We start from the raw sequence: 16,960 nt of genomic DNA on the forward strand, positions 1-16,960 counted from the left end.
TGGGACGACGGGACGCTCAGGCGGCGACCCGCTGCGACTGCCACGACCACGCCGCGTCGACGGAGCGGTAGGGACGCCGGGGGTCCACCCCGACGGACCAGAAGGCAGCATGGGTGCGCTTCTGCAGCAGCGTCAGCGGCTCGTGACGGTGCGCGAGCACCGCAGCGGCGACCAGACCGCACCGGTGCCGGCCGAAGGAGACGTCGGGGCGGGGGTTCTCGGCGATGCCGACCCCGCGCATGACGTGCAGGGTGAGCAGCGGCGCCTGGCTGGCCAGCAGCGGGCGCAGGTCCGCCACCATGCGCTGCAGGGGTGCCCGCAGCGGAGCCAGGGACTCCACCGGGACGGTCAGCACGGTGGCGTCGGGGCGGGCGACCGGCTCGTGCAGGGCACGCGAGGACAGCATCCACGGCTCGGACCAGCGGCGGGCGTGGTCGGTCACGGTCGCCACGGTCTGCAGCCCGGTCCCGGGAGCGCACGCGAGGAAGACGCGCAGCAGGTCGCCGTGCGGGTGGGTGGCGGGATCCCACCGCTCGCCCCAGGCGCGCCACGGCTCGCTCGGCGGTGAGCTGAGGCCGGCCGCACGCCGTTGGGCCCGCACGACCCCGCCGGGCAGCCCGGCTCCGAGCCACCACCGCGCCCGCAGCATGCGGGTCAGGGAGTCGTGGGTGCTGTCTGGTCGGGCGGCGAGGGCACGGACGGCGAGGGCGGTGGCGCGGTCGAGGTCATGCAGGTGTCGGTCGCTCATGTGGGTGGAGGAGCCGGCGCCGGCCGATCTGATACCTCCTGCGGGGACGGGCAGGAGAAAAGGACGACGGCGAGGTATCAGGGCGTGCCCCTCCCCCTCCTCCTGGGCATGGGAAGCCGGAGGGACCTGCGCGGACGGTGCTCGGGGACGAGCCGTCCGACGAGCGGCGCGCAGGTAGGTCCGCTGTCCCGGGGTGGGGCCACCAGCGGCGGCCCGGCCTCGTCCGGGGGGACGAGGCCGGGGCGCCCCGGCGGCACGGAGTCACGAGCCGGCGGCGCGCACGGTCTGTCGCCGCAGGGTGCCGCGGTCCTAGGCTCGGACGAGCGGCGCGACGGAGGAGGAACGGGCGATGAGTGGTGACCAGGCAGTGCCGGGTGGAACCCCCGCAGCGGCACCGGAGCCGGCAGGAGCGAGCGCGGTGAACCTCCGTCTGCTCGACCCCCAGAGCGCCTACCAGCTGCGCGGCCACGCCGAGCCGCAGCCGACGGCGTACGTCGCCGACAGCCTGCTGGTGCGCGGTGAGCACCCACGGACCCTCGAGGCCCTCGACGAAGCAGCCGCGGAGGCCGGCTTCGTCGTCGAGCACGACCCCCAGGGAGTCGCCGACCTCGCCCTCCTCGACGACCCCCGGCTGCGCGACCAGCGGGCGGACCTCGTCGCCGTCTGGACCCGGCGGGTGTGGCTCCGGCCCGCTCCGGACGGTCGTGGCGTCCACCGCCCGATCGACATCTGGCGCCTGCTGCAGAGCTACCGCGCCCGCGTCGCCGGCGAGAGCGACCGGCTGGCCGACGTCGCGCTCGAGCACCCCGTCCTGGCGAGCCCCATCACACGGGGCCACCCGATCACCCGCGGTCACCCGATCACCCGGGGCCACCCGATCACCCGGGGCCACCCGATCACGCTCGGTCACCCGATCACGCGGGGGCACCCGCAGGAGTCGGCGGCGGACGCCGGCGTGGAGGCCTACACGGTCCCGGGGTGGGGCGGACGGCAGCCCGTGAGCTGGACCGGCCCGCGCCCGGCGCGGTCGGTCCGGCGCCGCAAGCCGCGTCCGGTCGTCGCCATCCTCGACACCGGCGTGGGCGAGCACCCCTGGCTCGGACCCGACGTCGTCACGCGCGACCCCGAGGTACTCGACACCGTCATCGGCCTCGGCCCCGCCGACCCCGAGGAGCGCCGTCGCGGCACGTCGGACGCGCTGCTGGGCGAGCTCGAGCCGGACTCGGGGCACGGGACCTTCATCGCCGGGCTCGTGCACCAGGCCTGCCCGGACGCCCACCTGCTCGACGTACGCCTCTACGGCGGGAGCGGGATGGTCACCGAGGCCGAGCTGCTGCGCAGCCTGCAGCTGCTGGCGCTCCGCCAGGTGCTGGCGGTGTCCGGCGCCGAGGGTCTCGCCCCCGTCGACGTGCTCACGATGTCGCTGGGCTACTACCACGAGCTGCCGGGCGACGCCGCCTTCGACGCCCTGCTCGCCGGGCCACTGGAGCTGCTCGGGACGTACGGCGTCGCGGTGGTCGTCTCGGCCGGCAACGACGCCTCGAGCCGCCCGATCTACCCGGCGGCGCTCGCGCCGTACCCGGGCGGACGCGTCGCCGACCGTGCCGACCGCGTGCCGGTGACCGCGGTCGGGGCGCTCAACCCCGACAGCACCGTGGCGCTCTTCAGCAACGACGGCCCCTGGGTGCGCTTCCTGCGCCCCGGTGCCGCCCTGGTCAGCACCATGCCGACGACGTACGACGCCGCGCTCGAGCCCTCGCACGTGGTGACCAACGCCCGCGGGGAGACGAGGGCCGCCCTCGACCCCGACGACTTCAGCTCGGGCTTCGGGGTCTGGAGCGGCACCTCCTTCGCGGCGCCGGTGTTCGCCGGCCAGCTCGCGGCGGCCTGGGACGCCACGGACCGCGAGCCCGAGCTCGCGAAGCGGGTGGAGCGGATGCGGGAGGTGCTCGACGGGATGCCGGGCCGTCGGGACCCGGAGCCCGAGGCGGGCGCCGAGTCGGGCTCCGACGGCTCCTCCACCGGGGCGGGATCGTGACCCCGGCCGTGGAGGCACGCCCCGGCGACGAGACGCTCGTCGGCCGGGCGACCTCGGCGTTCACCCGGTTCCGGACCGGGGAGCGCGAGGCCTTCGACGACCTGGTCGGCGTGCTCACCCCGCTGATGTGGCGCACGGCGCGCGGCGCCGGGCTCGACCCCACCACGGCCGAGGACGTCGTGCAGACGGTCTGGATGGTGCTGCTGCGCAGCGCCGACACCATCCGCGAGGACCGGACCGTGGTCAAGTGGGTGCTGACCTCGACCCGCCGGGAGGCCTGGCGGGTGTCGCGGCGCACCCGCACCGACGGCCAGCACACGGCCGCGGTCTTCGGGGTCGACGCCGAGGAGGTCATGGACCTGCCCCCGGCCCCACGCCGGACGACCAGGTCTTCGCCGACGACCGGCAGCGGATGCTGTGGGAGCACGTGCAGGCCCTGCCCGAACGCTGCCGTCAGCTCGTCGGGGTGATCGCCTTCGCCGACCGTCCCGACTACGCCCACCTGGCCGAGTCGCTGGGCATGCCGGTGGGCTCGATCGGCCCGACCCGCGGCCGCTGCCTGGCCAAGCTCAAGGACCTGCTCGCACACGACCCACGATGGGAGGGAGAACGGTGATGACCGACGACGACTTCGCCTCGGGCCTCAGCCCCGAGCTGACCCGTGCCGCCGCCGAACCCCTGGACGAGACCGACCTGGCGCTGCTCACCGAGGTGGCGGCGCTGCTGGAGACCGTCGACCCCGTGCCCGAGGACCTCGTCGAGCGGGTCTCGTTCTCGCTGGCGCTCGACGAGGTGTACGCCGAGGTGGCCGCCATCACGCGGGTGCCCGACGACGCGCTCGCCGTGCGAAGCGACCCGGCCGCCGGCATGCGCACCGAGACGCTGACGTTCTCGGCCAAGCGGCTGACCGCCATGGTGACCGTGTCGCGGGCCGGCCCCGACGAGGTGCGCCTCGACGGGTGGATCGCCCCGGCGCGTGCCGCGCGCGTCGTGCTCCGCATGCAGGAGGGCACGCAGGAGGTCCACGCCGACGCCTCCGGACGGTTCGTCCTGGAGGGCGTTCCCGAGGGGTTCGCACAGCTCACCATCCACCCGGACGACGACCCCGACGGCACCGTCGTCACCCCGTTGTTCCAGCTCTGAACCCGGGTCCCCGGCGCCCGGCGACCGGGAACGGGTGAGCAGTAGAGTGCGGCCGGTGGGCGGGTCTGCGCTGCTCGAGACGCTCCGGGCCGAGGTCGACGCCGCCCGCGAGCTGTTCCAGCACGGACGCCCCGCCGACTCCCTCGCTGCGCTCGGTGAGCTGCGGGCCCGCCTCGAGCGCGAGGTCCCGTCCGGCTCCGAGCGCCAGCTGCTGCTGGCGCAGGTGCTCGTCAGCCTCGCGTCGGCGTCGTTCGAGGTCAGCGGCGACCTCGGGCGCGCGACCGCGCTGCTGGACCGCGCCGAGTCGGTGGCGGGCGCCGTCGACGAGGGCGCCGGCCGCGACCGGCTGCTCGTCGCCCTCCGTGGTCAGCTGGGCCTCCTGCTGCTGCGCAACGGACGCAACGAGGAGGCCCTGACCGCCCTGGACCGGGCGGCCGGCATGCTCGAGGGGGCCGACGCCAAGGACCAGGAGACGATCCTGGTCAACCGGGGCGTGCTGCACCTCGAGCGGGGGGATCTCGACGCCGCGCGCCTGGACTTCGAGGCCTGCCTGGCGATCGCCGAGCGCACGGGGGACGAGGTGGGGGTCTCGACGGCACGGCACAACCTCGGGTGGACGGAGTTCCGCCTTGGGCGGCTGCCACGCGCGCTGACCCTGATGGGCGAGGCGGCGGCGCAGCACCCGATCGCGCGGCTGGACCGGGCCCGGGTGCTCCGCGAGGCGGGCCTGCTGACGGAGGCCGACGAGCTCCTGGAGGAGGTCGCCGAGGACTTCCGGCACGCCGGGCTGGGGCAGGACCTGGGCGAGACCGAGCTGGTGCGAGCGGAGTGCCTGCTCCTCACCGGGGACCTGGCCGCCGCCCGCGACCTCGCCCGCTCGGCGCGGGGCCGCTTCGTCCGTCGGGGGAACCGGACCTGGCAGCGTCGCGCGGAGCTGCTCCTGCTGCGGTGCCGGCGCTCGGCCATCGAGGCGCGCACCGCCCAGGGGGCCTCGGAGCCGGCGCGCCGGGCGGCGCTGCGCCGGTTGGCGGTGGCGGCGCAGACCTTCGCGGACCGGTGCCGGGTCGAGGGTCGCCGCGACCTCGCGCGGCAGGCCGTCCTCATCTCGCGGGAGGCCTCCCTGCGGGCCCAGCTGTCGGGTCGCGCCGGGGGAGGGCCTGCCCTCGCGGGCGCACGGCCCGCACCGCTGCGCCGGCGCGATCCCCTGGTCGTCCGTCTGCTCACCCGCGAGGTGCGGTCGCTGGCGGCCGAGATCGGAGGGGACCGCCGGCGGGCGAAGGTCGAGGTGCGGCGGGGACTGGCCGAGCTCGGTGGCTACCAGCAGACGTTCGGCTCGCTCGACCTGCGGACCGCCAGCGCCGTGCACGGGTCGGCCCTGGCGCGGCTCGGCCTCGAGCTGGTGCTGCGCGACGGCTCCGCGGCGGAGGTGCTGACCTTCGTCGAGCGTGCCCGCGCGGTGTCGACCCGGCTGCCGCAGGTGCGCCCACCCGGCGACCCGGCGACCGCCGCGCTGGTGGCCCGCCTGCGCGCCGTGGACGAGGAGGCGCGCTCCCTCGAGGGTGATCCGACGGGGCTCGAGACGGCGCGAGGGCTGCGTCGCGAGGCGGCCCGGCTGCAGCACGAGATCCGCGGGCGTGCCTGGGAGCTGGAGGGAGGCCAGGGAGCCGCCGACGCCCCTCCGCGGGTGCGGCGGCTGGCCGCGGCCGCCGAGGCCGACGGCTCGGTCGTGGTCAGCTTCGCCCGGCACCGCAGCAGCTGGGTCGCCGTCCACCTCGACGGCCGTCGGGCGGTGCTGACGCGCCTGGGCCCCGTGGCGGAGGTGGCTGCCCTGGTCGCGCGCGTGCGGGCCGACCTGGACGCCGCCGCCTCCCCCGCGCTGCCCCCGCTCCTGGCCCGTGCGGTCCACGACAGCCTGGCCGCCGGCCTGGCCCGTCTCGACGCGCTGCTGCTCGCACCCCTCGACCTGACCGGGCGCCGCCTGGTCCTCTCCTGCAGCGGCGACCTCATGCTGCTGCCGTGGGGGCTGCTCCCCAGCCGCACGGGTACGGCGACCTCGGTGACCCCGAGCGCGGCGGCGTGGCTGCGCGCCCGGGAGGGCCGACGTCCCTCCCGGCCACGGGTGGTCGCCGTGGCCGGGCCCGGGCTCCGCCTCGCCGAGGCCGAGGTCGCGGAGGTGGTGGGCCGCTGGGAGGGCTCCCGGGCGCTGCTCGGCCCCGACGCGACGTCGCAGCGCGTGCGCCAGGCCCTCGTCGAGGGCGACCTGGTGCACGTCAGTGCACACGGCCGGCACCGCTCCGACAGCCCGCTGTTCTCGTCGGTCCGGCTCCACGACGGGTCGCTCTACGCCCACGAGATCGACCCCGGGGCCGGGCTCGCGGGCTGTGTCGTGCTCTCTGCGTGCGACGCCGGGCTCGCCACCACGCGTCCCGGGGAGGAGATGCTGGGGCTGGCCCAGGTGCTGCTGCACCTGGGGTCGCGGAGCGTCGTGGCGGCTGTGGCGCGGGTGAACGACGAGGTGAGCGCGGGGGTGATGGCCGACCTGCACGCGCGGCTGGCCCAAGGAAAAGACGTGTCCACCTCGCTTGCGGAGGCTCAACGTGAGAGTCTGGACCGTCGCTCACCGGCTGCGTTCGTCAGCTACGGCGCGGCCTGGTGACTTCCGGGCCCGGACGACCCTTCTCCGGTCCGGACTAGCACGTCCGGGTGTCGCGCGTGGGCTTTTGGTCCACTTCTGCACGATCTTGCAATGCATTTTCACGCGTCGCTGTTCAGTGGCTCGCAGCCTCTCGGCGTGGCCAGAATAGATGCAGGCCGACAGCCTCACGCACCCACAGATCGAAGGACCCCCCATGAACAACCGCACCGCTTCGAAATGGTTCGCCGCCTGCGTCGCCGCTCTCTCGCTGAGCATGGTCACCTCGGTGTCCGCCGCCGACGCCAAGCCCGACGACTCCATCTCGGTCAAGCGGGACAGCGGCTGGAACCGCCCCTGACGCACCACCCCGATCCGGGTCGCTGACACCCCCACCCCACCCCACCCCTTCAGCGACCTGAGAGTGAGACGGATCCGACGTCGCCCCCCGAATGTCGGACACAGCCCACCCCGGCCTGTCTCAGTCGTTCGAGAGAGGCAGCAACCTTCAGGTTGCTGCCTCTCTCGGCGTTTTGGGGTCGCCCGCACGGGCCGGATCGCGCCGGGTCCCGGACGGGACGGGTCAGTCGCTCGCCGGTGCGGCCGAGCGGGACATCGCCCACCCCAGCTGGAAGCGCGTCTCGACGCCGTACTCCTCCTTGAGCATGGAGATGTACGACGCGTAGGTGCGCACGCTGACGCCCAGGCGCTTGGCGCTGGCCGCGTCGCTGTGGCCCTCCACCAGCATCCGCAGGGTCATGCTGCGTACTTCTGCAGCGACGTTGCGCGCGGCGGCCATGGTGTCGACCGTGAAGGGCATCGCGCGCTCCCAGGCCCGGTCGAAGAGGTCGAGCAGGAAGGCCAGGATCGACTTCTCGTGGATGGCCACCGCGACCTCGTGGCTCTCCGTGGCGGGAATGAGGGCGGTGTGACGGTCGAAGACCAGCATCCGCTTGAAGAACTCGTCGGAGGTCCGCACCTCGGCGCCGAGGGACGAGACCTCGGCGACGTACTCCCGGGTGGCAGCCGACTGGCGCGCGGAGTGCTGGTAGATGGTGCGGATCGAGACCCCGCGCCGCAGGGCCTGCATGTCACGCGGCTCCGCCTCGGCCAGCGTCACCGCGGGCCGGCGGCCGTAGGGCTGCGCGGTGAGCATCTCGACGCGCAGGTTGGTGACCTGCGTGTCGATGAAGCGGTTGATGGCGTCGATGCCGCGGATCTCGGTGCTCGCGCGCTTGAGGTTGATCGGGGAGCTGCGGTAGAGCGAGGCCAGCTCCTCGAAGGTGCTGTTCCAGCGCGCCGACTCCGCGATCAGCTCGGACGCGTGCTGGGCCAGGGGTGCCACGAGCAGGTCGCTGGCCGCGCTCGGGTCGACGGGGTGGTAGCGCTCCGCCTGGGAGTCGAAGGTCAGCAGACCGAGGTCGACCAGCAGCAGCAGAGCGCTGCGTCGTGTCGAGCCCGGGAGGAAGTCTCGGTCGGCGGCGTCGATCCAGCCCTGCGTGACGGCGACCTCGTAGACCTCGGCGCCCAGCTCGCGCACCACCTCGTGGTCGGCGCGCGAGGGCACCCGCAAGGCGGGCGCGACGTCGGGACCGGCGACGGGGCCGGCTGCGGGGCCCACGCCGGGGCCCGCGCTGGGGGAGGGGCCTCCCGCCTCGGACGCCGCAGACATGGGCCCCATGATGCCGGATCCCGACCCCGGACCGGACATTTCGCCTCAACCCGTCGCCTCGCTCCGTTGCCGCCACCCTCGCTGCCCCCGAAAATCACGACGGACGTCATGGGTCCTGGTCGCGTGAGCGGTCAGTTCCCATGACGTCCGTGGGTCGTGCGGGTCGTGCAGGTGGCGCGCGGTACGGCGAGCGCGGGTGGCGTCAGGCGCCGAGGCGGGCCTTCAGGCCGTCCAGCTCGGTCCACAGCGTGGCCGGCAGGTTGTCGCCGAACTTCTCGAACCACTCGGTGATCTGCGGGATCTCGGCCTTCCACTCCTCGACGTCGACGCGGAGCGCCTCGGCGAGGTCGGCCTCGCTCATGTCGAGGCCCGCGGTGTCGAGCGACTCCGGGGTGGGGACGTGGCCGATGGGGGTCTCGACCGCCTCGGCCTGGCCGTCGATGCGCTCCACGACCCACTTGAGGACGCGGCTGTTCTCGCCGAAGCCCGGCCAGAGGAAGCCGCCGTCGGCGTCACGACGGAACCAGTTGACGTAGAAGATGCGCGGCATCTTCGAGGCGTCGTTCTCCTTGCCCATCGTGATCCAGTGGTTGAAGTAGTCGCCGGCGTTGTAGCCGATGAACGGCAGCATCGCCATCGGGTCGCGGCGCACGACGCCGACCGCGCCGGTGGCGGCGGCGGTCGTCTCCGACGACAGGGTGGCGCCCATGAACGTGCCGTGGGTCCAGTCGCGGGCCTCGGTCACCAGCGGGACGGTGGTCTTGCGGCGCCCGCCGAACAGGATCGCGTCGATCGGGACGCCGTTCGGGTCGTCGTACTCGTCGGCGAGGATCGGGCACTGCTTGATCGGCGTGCAGTAGCGGCTGTTCGGGTGGCTGGACAGCTCCTCGGAGTCCGGCGTCCAGTCCTCGCCCTTCCAGGAGGTGGCGTGGTCGGGCGTGCCCTCCATGCCCTCCCACCAGATGTCGCCGTCGTCGGTGAGCGCGACGTTGGTGAACACCGAGTTGCCCTGGTTGATGGTGCGCATCGCGTTGGGGTTGGTGTGCTCGTTGGTGCCGGGGGCCACGCCGAACAGGCCGAACTCGGGGTTGACGGCGTACAGGCGACCGTCGTCACCGATGCGCATCCACGCGATGTCGTCGCCGAGGGTCTCGACCTTCCAGCCCTCGATGGTGGGGGCCAGCATGGCGAGGTTGGTCTTGCCGCAGGCGCTGGGGAAGGCGGCCGCGATGTACTTCTTGACGCCCTCGGGGCTGGTGAGCTTGAGGATGAGCATGTGCTCGGCCATCCAGCCCTCGTCGCGGGCCATGACGCTGGCGATGCGCAGGGCGTAGCACTTCTTGCCCAGCAGGGCGTTGCCGCCGTAGCCGGAGCCGAAGGACCAGATCATGCGCTCGTCGGGGAACTGCACGATGTACTTCGTGTCGTTGCAGGGCCACTTCACGTCGTCCTGGCCGGGCTCGAGCGGCATGCCGACCGAGTGCAGGGCGGGCACGTAGGAGGCCTGGGTCTCCTCCATCTTCGCCAGCACGTCGGAGCCCATGCGGGCCATGACGCGCATGCTCGCCACGACGTACGCCGAGTCGGTGATCTCCACGCCGAACATGGGGCTGTCGGCGTCGAGGTGACCCATGCAGAAGGGCACGACGTACATCGTGCGGCCCTTCATGCAGCCCCGGTAGAGGTCGGTCATGAGGGCCTTCATCTCGCCCGGGTCCATCCAGTTGTTGGTGGGCCCGCAGTCCTTCTCGTCGACCGAGCAGATGTAGGTGCGGTCCTCGACCCGGGCCACGTCGGTGGGGTCGGAGGCGGCGTAGAAGGAGTTGGGCTTCTTCTCCTCGTTGAGGCGGGTGAAGGTGCCGGTGCTGACCAGGAAGTCGGTCAGCTCGGTCCACTCCTCGTCGGAGCCGGTGCACCAGTGCACCCGGTCCGGGGTGGTGAGCTCGGCGATCTCCTCGACCCAGCGCAGGATGCCCTCGTGGGTGGTCGGTCGTTCGGTCGTCTCGGTAGTCATCTACCGTCCCCTTCGCGCAGTTCCCCCATCCGGGTCAGCTGCGGTCCCGGATGAGCGTGGGTGACCCCACGGATGAGTGTCGCCATTCCCGCACCGTTGCGGCCCGCGGCCGACTCGCAGCGAGGGCGACCGGCAGGTTGGTCGAAAAGTACCGTCGCGTCCCCGCGCTATCCATTGGACCGTTCCAACATGCGCGCCGCGCTGCCCGACCCCCTCCTCAGGGGTGTGATGCGCCACGTTTCCCGTTGCCCCGCTGGTCCCTCGGGTGCATCTCCAGGTCGATGCAACCTTCGGGCCCCGCCGTGCGTAGGAACCTCGACCGCCCGCGACGCGGGCCGAGGAGAGGAGAGGTCATGACGGCACGCGGGACGAGGGGCACGACGAGGGCGTGGGGCAGGACGGCCCGGACGGCGACGGGGGCGGTCACGGCGGTGGCGGCGGCCGCCGCGGTGAGCGTCGGGACGGCGGGCGCCGCGCAGGCGGCGATCGTCGTGGACGTGGTCGAGACCTTCGCCGTCACGCCGCCGGACCTGGCGTGCACGGCGCCCGACGGGACCGCGTTCACGCTGAGCCGGTCGGTCAGCGGGGAGCAGACCTTCCGGCTCAAGACCAAGGCGGCCGGAAGCATCGAGACCTTCCTCGAGCTGAGGTACGTCGACCGGCTGACGTGGACCAACACCACGACCGGCATCAGCTTCACCGGGGTCCGCGAGGGCCAGGACAAGGACAGTGCCCTGGTCGAGCGTCTCGAGGGCGGGCAGTACGCCGTGCTCACGGCCGCCCAGAGCCGCACCACCTTCTACGCCCCGGACGGCACCCGGGCCGGGGTGCAGGTCGGGGTCGAGCGCTACCGGACGGTGCTGGACTCGAAGGGCACGGCGGACCCCACCGACGACGAGTTCGTCGACGGAGTGCTGCTGGTCGGGGCCGGCAACCCCGGCAAGGGCGTCTGCGACTTCGCCGCCGAGCTCACCCTGGGCTGAGACCGCCCTCGGGGGAGCGGTCTCCTCCCGGTGCGTGGGGCGAGCACTCCCGCCGAGGCGGGCGCCGTGCTCGTCCCACGCACCGGTCGTGCCTGATGGGCACCCGCCGACGTAGGCGCCGTGCCCGTCCCGCGCAACCCGCGCCGCCGGTGCGGGGCGTGGTGACGCGCGCCTCTCCGTGACGGTGATCGGGGTTCGTGGCGCTGGGTACGTTCAGGACATGCCCACCCAGACGACGCCCCCATCCCCGAAGCGGATCGTCGTCACCGGCGCCCGCGGCTACATCGGCTCCCGGCTGGTGCCCGAGCTGCTGCGTCAGGGCCACGAGGTGGTGGCGACCGCATCCTCGGACCCCAGCGGCGCGGTGGTGCCGTGGGCCGACGACGTGGAGTGGGCCGTCATGGACGCCCTCGACGCCGGCGACGTCGCCGCGGCGGTCAAGGGGGCCGACGCCGTCTGCTACCTCATCCACGCCCTCGACAAGCCGGGCTTCTCGAACCTCGACCGTCAGGCCGCCGACATCATGCGCGAGGCCGTCGACGCCGCCGAGGTGCCGCGGCTGGTCTACCTCTCCGGGCTGGTGCCCGACCTGCCGCACGACAAGCTCTCGCACCACCTGTCGTCCCGTCTCGAGGTCGAGGAGGTGCTGCTGCGCTCCCGGGCGTCGGTCACCTCGCTGCGGGCGGGCGTCGTGCTCGGGGCCGGATCGACGTCCTTCGAGATCATCCGGCAGTTGGCGGCGACCATGCTCGTGCAGCCGGTGCCGTCGTGGCTGACCTCGCAGATCCAGCCGATCGCGGTCGCCGACACCATCGAGCTGCTGGCCCACGCGCTCGACCACGACGACCCGGTCGGGGCGGTCGACGTCGGCGGACCCGACGTACTGCCCTATCCCGAGCTGCTGGCGCTCTTCGCGCAGGAGGCCGGGCTGCGGCGGCTGCGCCTGCCGGTGCCGCCCGTGCCGGTGCCGCTGGTCTCGCTGACCGCACCGCTGTTCTGCGCCGCGCCGTCGCGCACGGTCTCGGCGCTGGTGGCCAGCCTGCGCCACGACATGGTCTGCGACCCCGACCGGGCCTGGGGCCTGCCGGGTGTCGCCACCCCGGCGGCCGAGGCGATGCGCCGGGCGCTCAGCGAGGACGGCTCGGTGTACGACGCCCAGCCCGGCGACCCGACCTGGACCAGCCCGCGGCTGTGGCCCGAGCGGTTCGCCGGCGTCACCCTCCCGCTGCCCGCCGTGGCCCGCGCCGTGGCCCACAACTCCGAGACGCGGACCGTCGACTTCCTCCGGGCCCGCCTCAAGGGCCTCCTCGGCTGACATTTTCGTTCAATAGAACGTTCAGAACCCCCTCACGCCCTCGCGTCGGGACTTCTGAACGTTCTTTTGAACGGAATGTGCGCCTTGGGGGGATGGGGCAGGGTGAGGGCACGCCCCACCGGCACGTCGACGAGGAGACCTGATGAGGCTCGAGCTGTCCGCGGAGGACGCCGCGTTCCGTGAGGAGATGCGCACCTTCTTCACCACCCAGGTCCCGCAGAGCATCCGCGACACCGTCGCGGCCCGCGAGGAGCTCTCCAAGGAGCAGATCGTGGAGAGCCAGCGGATCCTCAACGCCGCCGGGCTCGCCGTCCCCGGCTGGCCGGTCGAGTGGGGTGGCCAGGACTGGACGCCGTTGCAGCGCCACATCTGGCACGAGGAGATGCAGAGCGCCTGCGTCCCGCTGCCGCTGGCCTTCAACGCCTCCATGGTCGGGCCGGTCATCGCGGCCTACGGCACCCAGGAGCAGAAGGAGACGTTCCTGCCCCAGACCGCGAACCTCGACATCTGGTGGTCGCAGGGCTTCTCCGAGCCGGACGCCGGCTCCGACCTCGCCGGGCTGCGGTGCGCCGCGGTCCGCGACGGCGACGAGTACGTCGTCAACGGTCAGAAGACCTGGACCACGCTCGGGCAGTACGGCGACTGGATCTTCAACCTCGTCCGCACCAACCCCGAGGCCGAGAAGAAGCAGGCCGGCATCTCCTTCCTGCTCATCGACATGACCACCCCCGGCGTCGAGGTCCGCCCGATCGAGCTGATCGACGGCGGCCACGAGGTCAACGAGGTCTGGTTCACCGACGTCCGCGTGCCGGCGGCCAACCTCGTGGGCGCGGAGAACCAGGGCTGGGACATCGCCAAGTTCCTCCTCGGCAACGAGCGCGTCGGCGTCGCCCCGGTCGGCGCGGTCAAGCGCGTCCTGGCCCACGCCAAGGAGTGGGTCGGCGAGGAGACGCTGCGCGACCCGTTGGTGGCCGCCCGCTTCGCCGCAATCGAGAACGAGCTGCTCGCGCTGGAGCTGACCGCGCTCCGCGTCGTCGCCCACTCCGCCGACGGCAAGCCCCACCCGGCCTCGTCGGTGCTCAAGCTCAAGGGCTCCGAGCTGCAGCAGGAGGTCAGCGACCTCGTCGTCGAGCTCGCCGGACCCGGCTCGCTCGCCTCCGGCGCCGGCGACGACAGCGGCGTACCGGGCTGGGCTCGCGTCGCCACCCCGGCGTACCTCAACCTCCGCAAGGCCTCGATCTACGGCGGCTCCAACGAGATCCAGCGCCAAATCATCGCCCGCACGATCCTGGGACTCTGAGAGGGATTCGGACATGGACTTCGAGTACGACGACGAGCAGCAGGCCCTGCGTGACGCCGTCCGCGGGCTGCTGACCAAGGCCTACGGCGACTTCGAGAAAAGGCGTACGGCGACCCGGGGCGAGCGTGCCTACGACCCCGACGTCTGGCGCCAGCTGGCCGAGATGGGCGTCCTCGGGCTGCCCTTCGCCGAGGCCGACGGCGGCATGGGGGCGGGTCCCCTCGAGGTCGGCATCGTGGCCGAGGAGCTCGGCCGGGTGCTCGCACCGGAGCCGTTCCTGACCGCGGTCGTGCTGGCCGGCGGCGCGGTCGCTGCCGCCGGGACCGACGCCCAGCGCGCGGCCCTGCTCGAGCCCCTGGCGGCCGGGGAGTCGCTGCTGGCGTGGGCCCACGACGAGCCCGGCCACGGCTACACGTCGTCCGCCTCGGCCACCAAGGCCTCGCAGGAGGGCGACGGCTGGATGCTGACCGGCACCAAGGAGCCGGTCGTCTCGGGCGAGCACGCGGACGTCCTCGTCGTCACCGCCGCCCTCCCGGACGGCCCTTCGACGGGCTCAGGAGGGGCCGGCACCGGGCTCTTCACGGTCGCCGCCGACGCCGCCGGACTGACCCGCACCGGCTACCCCACCCACGACGGCGGCCGCGCCGCCCTGATCACCTTCGACGGCACCCCGGCGGAGGCCCTGGGTGAAGGTGCCGACGCCACGGCGGTCGTGGAGCGGGTCCTCGACCAGGCCCGCGTGGCAGCGGCCGCCGAGGCGCTCGGGCTCATCTCCGAGGCGCTCAGCGCCACCCGGGACTACCTGACCTCGCGCAAGCAGTTCGGCGTGACGCTCAACACGTTCCAGGCGCTCACCTTCCGTGCCTCCGACATGTACGTCGACCTCGAGCTCACCCGCAGCCTGGTGCTGTGGGCCGCGATGGTGCTCGACGCCGGCTCGCCCGAGGAGGCCTCCGTCGCGGCCTCGCGCGCCGCGCTCCAGGTCGCGACGGCCGGCAAGCGGGTCGGGCAGGAGGCGATCCAGCTGCACGGCGGCATCGGCGTCACCGCGGAGTACTCCGTCGGGCACCGGCTCAGCCGGCTCCGCGCCCTCGAGGCGCAGCTCGGTGATGCGCGGCTGCACACCGCGCGCCTGGCCGGCCGCGTCGCGTCGTACGGCGAGGTCGACCCGCTGCCCTGACACTGGCCGTGACCGCGGGCTGACGTCGGCACGGTGCTGTCAAGGGACCTCCGGACCTGACGTGCGCTTCGGCGGTGGCGGGATCGTCGGTCCATGGCACACCACGCACACGGGTCCGAGAGCTTCTACGTCCTGGGGGAGGGGCTGCTCACCACCAGTGGCGAGGGCCGTCCGGCCGGCCGGCGCCGCGACGTCGCAGCGCTGAGCGACGCGGACGCGCCCTTCCGGTTCAGCCGGATGGGTCCGCGAGGGCGACCGCTGGGGATGCCGGTGCTGGGCAAACTCGCCGCCGCCATGATCGCGCCGGGTGGGGTCATGGGCGACGCCCGCGGCATCCCGGCCGGGTACACCTACCTCGGCCAGTTCATCGACCACGACCTCACCTTCGACAAGACCGATGACGTCTCGCTCGGCGACATGGTCTCGCCCGCCGAGCTGACGCTGGCCCGCTCGCCCGTGTTGGACCTCGACTCCGTCTACGGCAACGGTCCGGCCGACCCCGAGTCGCAGAAGTTCTACGCCCCCGACCTCATGCACCTCGCCGTGGGCGGGACGCTCGCGGCCCCGCCCGACGCTGCCCGCGAGGGCTTCGACCTGCCGCGCGGGAAGTCGGGCGGCGTCGCCGTACGCCGCCAGGCGGTGATCCCCGACTCCCGCAACGACGAGAACCTCGCCGTCGCCCAGACGCACCTGGCGATGATCCGCTTCCACAACCGGGTGCTCGACAAGCTGCCGGCCTCGGTGCCGGAGTCGGTGCGGTTCGCCCGTGCCCGTCGCCAGGTGGTCAAGCACTACCAGTGGACGGTCCGCCACGACTACCTGCCGCGCATCGCGGCGAAGAAGGTGGTGGACGACGTCTTCGTCAACGGGCGCAAGGTCTTCGAGGTCGCTGCTCCTGGCACGCAGATGCCGACCATGCCGATCGAGTTCTCGGTCGCGGCCTTCAGGTTCGGGCACTCGATGATTCGCGCGACCTACGACTGGAACCGGCGTTTCGCCGTCAACGGCGGCTCGCTCGACCTGCTCTTCTTCTTCTCCGCGACGGGCGGTGACCTCGGGGGCGGCGCCAAGCTGCCGAGCAACTGGATCGCCGACTTCCGACGCCTCTACGACTTCACCGACGCCGACCGCACCGACCTCACCGGACCCAACGGCGTGAACCGCGCCATGCGCATCGACACCCGGCTGACCAACCCCCTCGACGTGCTGCCCGAGGGCACCTTCGGCGGCTTCGACGACGGCGCGCCCCCGCAGCAGTTCAACCTCGCCTTCCGCAACCTGGTGCGCGGGCGGATGCTCAAGCTGGCCAGCGGGCAGCAGATGGTGGCGCTGATGCAGGACCGCGGCGTCGACGTGACCCCGCTGACGCGTGACCAGATCCTGCAGGGTGACCGGGGTGCCGACCTCGGCGACCTGACGCCGGCCGAGCGCGACGCCGTCGCCGAGCGGACGCCGCTGTGGTTCTACGTGCTCCGCGAGGCGGAGCTCAACAAGGGCAGGCTCGCAGGCGTCGGCGCCAGGATCGTCGCGGAGACGTTCCACCGGGCCCTCGAGGGCAGTGCCACCTCGATCCTGCGCGACCCGGACTTCACCCCCACGCTGGGCAGGACCGCCGGCCGGTTCACCATGGCTGACCTGCTGCTCTTCGCCTTCGAGGGCAAGAAGACGCTGCTCAACCCCTTGGGCGGTGCCTGACCCGGCCGATTTCGCGCGCCACGGCAGGGTCCGTTAGACTCCTGCAGGTTCGCCGCGGTGCTCGTCGCCGTGCCGGACGGGCACCCGTAGCTCAACGGATAGAGCATCTGACTACGGATCAGAAGGTTTGGGGTTCGAATCCCTACGGGTGCGCAGACAAGGAGCCGCAGGTCAGTCACTGACCTGCGGCTCCTGCTGTGCGGGGGGGCGGGGCGGTCGGCGCCCCGGACCGGCCGGCGT

At 73.1% G+C, this 16,960-nt stretch carries 14 protein-coding genes and 1 tRNA gene; 12 read left to right on the forward strand and 3 right to left on the reverse strand.

Annotated elements, in window-relative coordinates:
• Nucleotides 1-16: 16 nt before the first annotated feature.
• Nucleotides 17-748, reverse strand: coding sequence for a T3SS effector HopA1 family protein (locus G7072_RS18610; RefSeq protein ID WP_166089039.1), 732 nt, complete (start codon nt 746-748; stop codon nt 17-19).
• Between the two features lie 418 nt (nt 749-1,166).
• Here G7072_RS18610 and G7072_RS18615 point away from each other — a divergent pair, with 418 nt between their 5' ends.
• The 6 genes from G7072_RS18615 to G7072_RS18640 all read left to right on the forward strand — a co-directional run bounded on the left by G7072_RS18615 (nt 1,167) and on the right by G7072_RS18640 (nt 6,922).
• Entirely contained in the window at nt 1,167-2,786 is a 1,620-nt protein-coding gene (locus tag G7072_RS18615) for a S8/S53 family peptidase (protein WP_166089041.1), read from the forward strand.
• The gene (locus G7072_RS18620) at nt 2,783-3,256 is read left to right on the forward strand and encodes a sigma-70 family RNA polymerase sigma factor (protein ID WP_166089043.1); all 474 of its coding nucleotides are present in this window, start codon (nt 2,783-2,785) and stop codon (nt 3,254-3,256) included. Before G7072_RS18615 ends, G7072_RS18620 begins: the two co-directional genes overlap by 4 nt.
• Complete coding sequence (locus G7072_RS18625; protein WP_206063205.1) at nt 3,253-3,402, forward strand: hypothetical protein; 150 nt, start codon at nt 3,253-3,255, stop codon at nt 3,400-3,402. The genes G7072_RS18620 and G7072_RS18625 overlap by 4 nt, the downstream gene beginning before the upstream one ends.
• Nucleotides 3,402-3,929: a carboxypeptidase regulatory-like domain-containing protein gene (locus G7072_RS18630; RefSeq protein ID WP_166089046.1), complete on the forward strand. Its 528-nt coding sequence runs from the start codon at nt 3,402-3,404 to the stop codon at nt 3,927-3,929. Before G7072_RS18625 ends, G7072_RS18630 begins: the two co-directional genes overlap by 1 nt.
• Before the next feature lie 55 nt (nt 3,930-3,984).
• Nucleotides 3,985-6,585, forward strand: coding sequence for a CHAT domain-containing tetratricopeptide repeat protein (locus G7072_RS18635; RefSeq protein WP_166089048.1), 2,601 nt, complete (start codon nt 3,985-3,987; stop codon nt 6,583-6,585).
• Nucleotides 6,586-6,778: 193 nt separating this feature from the next.
• Nucleotides 6,779-6,922 (forward strand): hypothetical protein, encoded by a 144-nt coding sequence (locus tag G7072_RS18640; RefSeq protein ID WP_166089050.1) that lies wholly within the window; start codon nt 6,779-6,781, stop codon nt 6,920-6,922.
• A gap of 222 nt (nt 6,923-7,144) precedes the next feature.
• Here G7072_RS18640 and G7072_RS18645 read toward each other — a convergent pair whose 3' ends face one another.
• Both G7072_RS18645 and G7072_RS18650 read right to left on the reverse strand, forming a co-directional pair.
• Nucleotides 7,145-8,233, reverse strand: coding sequence for a LuxR family transcriptional regulator (locus tag G7072_RS18645; RefSeq protein ID WP_166089052.1), 1,089 nt, complete (start codon nt 8,231-8,233; stop codon nt 7,145-7,147).
• A 202-nt stretch (nt 8,234-8,435) separates the two neighbouring features.
• Entirely contained in the window at nt 8,436-10,247 is a 1,812-nt protein-coding gene (locus G7072_RS18650) for a phosphoenolpyruvate carboxykinase (GTP) (protein ID WP_166089054.1), read from the reverse strand.
• Nucleotides 10,248-10,600: 353 nt separating this feature from the next.
• On the opposite strand from G7072_RS18650, the gene G7072_RS18655 reads away from it, so the two are divergent.
• The 6 genes from G7072_RS18655 (at nt 10,601) to G7072_RS18680 (ending at nt 16,873) form a co-directional block, all read left to right on the forward strand.
• Nucleotides 10,601-11,230, forward strand: coding sequence for a hypothetical protein (locus G7072_RS18655; protein WP_166089056.1), 630 nt, complete (start codon nt 10,601-10,603; stop codon nt 11,228-11,230).
• 220 nt (nt 11,231-11,450) lie between these two features.
• Nucleotides 11,451-12,545: an NAD(P)H-binding protein gene (locus tag G7072_RS18660; RefSeq protein ID WP_166089058.1), complete on the forward strand. Its 1,095-nt coding sequence runs from the start codon at nt 11,451-11,453 to the stop codon at nt 12,543-12,545.
• A 142-nt stretch (nt 12,546-12,687) separates the two neighbouring features.
• Nucleotides 12,688-13,845 carry an acyl-CoA dehydrogenase family protein gene (locus tag G7072_RS18665; protein ID WP_166089060.1) on the forward strand — a complete coding sequence of 386 codons (1,158 nt, stop codon included), beginning with the start codon at nt 12,688-12,690 and terminating at the stop codon, nt 13,843-13,845.
• A gap of 13 nt (nt 13,846-13,858) precedes the next feature.
• Nucleotides 13,859-15,025: an acyl-CoA dehydrogenase family protein gene (locus G7072_RS18670; RefSeq protein WP_166089063.1), complete on the forward strand. Its 1,167-nt coding sequence runs from the start codon at nt 13,859-13,861 to the stop codon at nt 15,023-15,025.
• Between the two features lie 93 nt (nt 15,026-15,118).
• A complete protein-coding gene (locus G7072_RS18675) occupies nt 15,119-16,720 on the forward strand; it encodes a heme peroxidase family protein (RefSeq protein WP_166089065.1) in 1,602 nt (533 codons plus the stop codon).
• Nucleotides 16,721-16,800: 80 nt separating this feature from the next.
• Nucleotides 16,801-16,873: transfer RNA gene (locus tag G7072_RS18680), tRNA-Arg, on the forward strand.
• The last annotated feature ends 87 nt before the right edge of the window (nt 16,874-16,960 follow it).

Source organism: Nocardioides sp. HDW12B, from assembly GCF_011299595.1.
Classification (GTDB): domain Bacteria; phylum Actinomycetota; class Actinomycetes; order Propionibacteriales; family Nocardioidaceae; genus Marmoricola_A.

Bases quoted from the DNA above. Each gene is read 5' to 3' on its own strand.
- G7072_RS18610 (WP_166089039.1), bottom strand. From the start codon at position 748: ATGAGCGACCGACACCTGCATGACCTCGACCGCGCCACCGCCCTCGCC.
- G7072_RS18630 (WP_166089046.1), top strand. From the start codon at position 3,402: ATGACCGACGACGACTTCGCCTCGGGCCTCAGCCCCGAGCTGACCCGT.
- G7072_RS18640 (WP_166089050.1), top strand. From the start codon at position 6,779: ATGAACAACCGCACCGCTTCGAAATGGTTCGCCGCCTGCGTCGCCGCT.
- G7072_RS18645 (WP_166089052.1), bottom strand. From the start codon at position 8,233: ATGTCTGCGGCGTCCGAGGCGGGAGGCCCCTCCCCCAGCGCGGGCCCC.
- G7072_RS18650 (WP_166089054.1), bottom strand. From the start codon at position 10,247: ATGACTACCGAGACGACCGAACGACCGACCACCCACGAGGGCATCCTG.
- G7072_RS18655 (WP_166089056.1), top strand. From the start codon at position 10,601: ATGACGGCACGCGGGACGAGGGGCACGACGAGGGCGTGGGGCAGGACG.
- G7072_RS18660 (WP_166089058.1), top strand. From the start codon at position 11,451: ATGCCCACCCAGACGACGCCCCCATCCCCGAAGCGGATCGTCGTCACC.
- G7072_RS18665 (WP_166089060.1), top strand. From the start codon at position 12,688: ATGAGGCTCGAGCTGTCCGCGGAGGACGCCGCGTTCCGTGAGGAGATG.
- G7072_RS18670 (WP_166089063.1), top strand. From the start codon at position 13,859: ATGGACTTCGAGTACGACGACGAGCAGCAGGCCCTGCGTGACGCCGTC.
- G7072_RS18675 (WP_166089065.1), top strand. From the start codon at position 15,119: ATGGCACACCACGCACACGGGTCCGAGAGCTTCTACGTCCTGGGGGAG.